The sequence below is a fragment of the Alteromonas profundi genome, assembly GCF_010500865.1.
GTDB lineage: Bacteria > Pseudomonadota > Gammaproteobacteria > Enterobacterales > Alteromonadaceae > Alteromonas > Alteromonas profundi.
Window position 1 is genome coordinate 1 of sequence record NZ_JAAAWN010000060.1, and the last position, 3682, is coordinate 3682.

Annotated in this window: 2 protein-coding genes; both read left to right on the plus strand. The window is 39.3% G+C overall.

The window, feature by feature from the left end; all coding sequences use genetic code 11:
* Positions 1-653 precede the first annotated feature (653 nt).
* Positions 654-1940: a site-specific integrase gene (locus GTH32_RS18960; RefSeq protein WP_163088738.1), complete on the plus strand. Its 1287-nt coding sequence runs from the start codon at positions 654-656 to the stop codon at positions 1938-1940.
* A gap of 193 nt (positions 1941-2133) precedes the next feature.
* Positions 2134-3087 (plus strand): hypothetical protein, encoded by a 954-nt coding sequence (locus GTH32_RS18965; protein ID WP_163088740.1) that lies wholly within the window; start codon positions 2134-2136, stop codon positions 3085-3087.
* Positions 3088-3682 lie beyond the last annotated feature (595 nt).

Here is a 3682-nt window from a genome sequence, read left to right on the forward strand (position 1 = left end):
TCATGCTGTTGTGTGGTAACAAGCCTAATTGCACGTTCACGAAATTCTGATGTATAGCGATTTGATTTTTTCATAGTTCCAGTTTCTCAAGTTATTGAGTCTCTGGCAAACACGGGGCGATTCAGAAAGACGCTTGGAACGCCTTTCACTGGTATTGTGACAGTATAATATCCTCAGCTTCAATATAGCGACTGCTCTTCATTTTAATTGTTAGCCCATTTCTCAATTAGATCTTTGTTCATATTAAAAGGCTAAGAACTTCGGCTGTGTGGGGGATTTATAAAATCAGCTGCCATTATCAAATATAGCTAGGGAAAGTGACTGTCCTATTTACTTTCACAGTGAAACTATGGCTTAGTCGGTCGCAGCGAACGCTGAAGATTCGAAGGTTATGCGTTAATAAAGCGTTCAACGAATTTCAGACACAAAAACCGACTTGCGTCGGCTTATTGTTATCTCTTTCATTGGTAAGAAAAGAGATGGTACCAGTGGGCGGACTTGAACCGCCACCAGGTTTCTAGATTCAGACTAATAGGTCACGTTAATGTGTATTAATATAACCTAAAAATATCCATATAAAACAGGTAGCTATTGTCACTAAGCCATATATACTCGGAGTAAGCGCATTATTTTTTCTTTGCAAATGAGTATTTATGGCTAAGCAGTTAGCAAGACACGACATCGACGACACGCTCTACGTTTTCCTGCAAGATAACAGTAAAAAGTGGTACGCCCGTTTTCAGCTTTTCGGGAAATGGCACTGCAAATCAACTAAACAAGTTGATAAAGAAGAAGCTATAGCAGCGGCTAGATTGCTACGCATGGAGTGGAAAATAAAAGCGGAAACAGGAACTCTTACAACGAGCAAGCGTTTTCGCGATGTAGCTGCGAAGAGTATTCTAGCTATGGAACATGAGCTTGCGCACGGCGGCGGTAAAGTTAGCTACAAAGACTATATGGGAGCTTTGAAAAAATATCACATTCCATTTTTTGACCGCACGTATATCACTTCTATTGACCAAGACAAGCTCAAAGAATTCGACATTTGGCGAATACAAAAGGCTGGTAAGGTTCTTAACAAATCCACTCTGCTAAATCATAACGCTGCGCTACAAATGGTGTTTAAAGCTGCGGTTGAAAATCAATGGATGTTGCCAGTTCAGGTGCCAGTATTAAGTAACAAAGGAGAGCAGGGGGCTAGACGTGCTGCTTTCAGCGAAGTTGAATATGAGAAGGTTGTAGAAACTCTCGAAAGTATGAGAGACAACAGCCGCAAGGAAAAGACCAGGCAAATAAGGGAACTCTTACTAGATTATGCTGACGTAGTCGTCAATACAGGTATTCGGCCCGGCACTGAAATGGAAGAACTGACTTGGGCTGACATATCAATGACGAGACAAGAGCACCAAGTGATTTTTAAAATTAAAGTACGAAAAGGCAAGACCACGAAACATACTGGCACCAGAACTGTCGTGTGCAAAGATGAGTTTGTCTTTCCCCTTATGAATTTAATGGATCGTTTTCCTAATCGCCGACCGTCCGACAAAATATTTGTATTAGCTGACGGATCGAGTACCAACGAACTAGGTAGAACCTTTGTATCAGCATTAGAAGAAGCAGAGCTGAAGACCAGCCCAGATGGACCTAGAACACTCTATTCGCTGCGCCATACTTACATAACTTGGCAATTACTTAGCCGAACTTTAAGGGTTGATGTACTTGCTCGACAATGCGGTACTAGCATTGCGATGATAGAGCAACACTACAGTCATGTCGTACCTAGTATGTTTGAGCAGGAGCTATCCGGAGTAACGTTCGAAAATAAAGAAGAAAGAGCAAAAAGCAAACGCGCACTCGCACGAGGTTTAAAAACCAAAGAGTTACTTACACATCGCTTCAAGGCTTGGGAGGCGGGGTTTAAAAAGAGAGGCTGCATCTAAACACTTTTTAATAAAATTGGAAGTTTATATTGGCCCATTTTTAAAAACACCTTTTAGAATTATTACTCCAGCTTTGGCCGATAGATAATGTTAGCCGTTTCGAAAGAAAGAGAAGTAATTAATAGAAATTGTTTAGCTAGTTAAGCTGTTATACAATATTCAATAAAATCAATGTGATATAGGGATGTAGGAATTGAATAAGAATCTAGCTGTTTTGTTTTTATCTTTGGTTTTGATATGCGATTTATCTGTAGCATCAGATGAACGGTATAGCGTAGCGAAGTGGCAGGGGTTCGAAAGAACGTCTCAAATGGATGACTCTCTAACTTACTTAGTTAGTTTAGAAGCAAACTCAACGATATATGCTTGGCCAGACAGAAAGTCAAAGCCCACACTATTTGTTAGATACTTCGAGGGTAAGTTAGACGTAATTTTAAATTTAGGAGTTTACGCAGAAACTAGTTATGACGGTTTTGTTGATCTGAAATTACGATTCGATTCAAAACTAGCAAAGGAGTACCGTGGCTCTCGGTCATCTGACAGAGAATCAGTTTTCTTTTTTGACACTGGAGAGCTGATAAGGGAAATAGCACAATCAGACAAGCTCATCGTTCGCTTTACTCCTTTTCACTCAGACCCAGTCACTACAACGTTTGACTTATCAGGATTTGAGGAAATCTCAAAGCCAATGTTAAGTGCAGCAAATTTTAAAGTTGTAGATAAAAATATAATTTTTGAAAAGGCCTATTTACAAGCTCTAGAAAGCTCAATAGAGCCAAACCAAAGCGCAACAGCCAATTCAATTAAAGTAAATAGAAATGTGGTAACAGTGTATACACCTGGCGAGTGCTGCTTCTCCAGTTACAGAGAAAAATTGACTAAAAATAAGATTATAGCCACTCTAAAACCGCTTAACACGCTATTAAGTAATCAAGACTTTTCATTAAGCGTCACTATTAATGGCTCTCATGTTGGTAAAGTAAAAGCTGGAGATTATGAGAAAGCGAGCTTTTTAGATTTTCATTTAAAAGAAATATTCTTAGAAGCGTTTAATGAATTAGGCTTAGATGATGAGTTAATAGAAAGAATTGAAACAAAAACGGTGTCGGGAAACGAGTTTGTAACGATCAAGGTAAATACTAACTGAAATAGTTGCGTCTGATGAAGCAGTAATTTTCAAACTGACACCTTTATAAACAGAGACTTTGTCAAATCCGGTAGTCACTTGTATGAAGCAAGCATGCATATGCCTTTTCATAAATGCAGTGATATGCTTTCTCACAGTCAACGGGTGTTAAGATAGAGTCCCTGGTAGTAAGCTGATAAATTTTAGGAAGCAATCGATGAAGTATGAACAACGGACAGTGTCCACACTAAGCATTATAAAAAATTAGGTAACGTTAATAACGATTAACGTTACCTTTTTAGAAAGTAGCGCGACAAAGAAGAGACTATTCAGATGAAGTAAAATTAAGCGAGTATTTAATCGCAGCAGAGCTTCAAGTGTCTACGAATTTAATTCAGGGTGCTTCACGATGGATTTCACCATTATCAAACCAGTGGTGAGTTCATATCGATACACGAAACACACAAAACAATCGTCAACGGCTTTGAGCTAGGGAAGATGCGAATAAGTCTCTAATGTGAGATCATAGCTGCATAGTAAATCACAGCCATTACCGCTCATGAACCAACAGTTTACCTTCGCCGATAGTGAGTTTTCCAGCAAGCGCCGCCAGACC

Coding starts and splice junctions, on each gene's coding strand:
- GTH32_RS18960 (WP_163088738.1), top strand. CDS start 654: ATGGCTAAGCAGTTAGCAAGACACGACATCGACGACACGCTCTACGTT.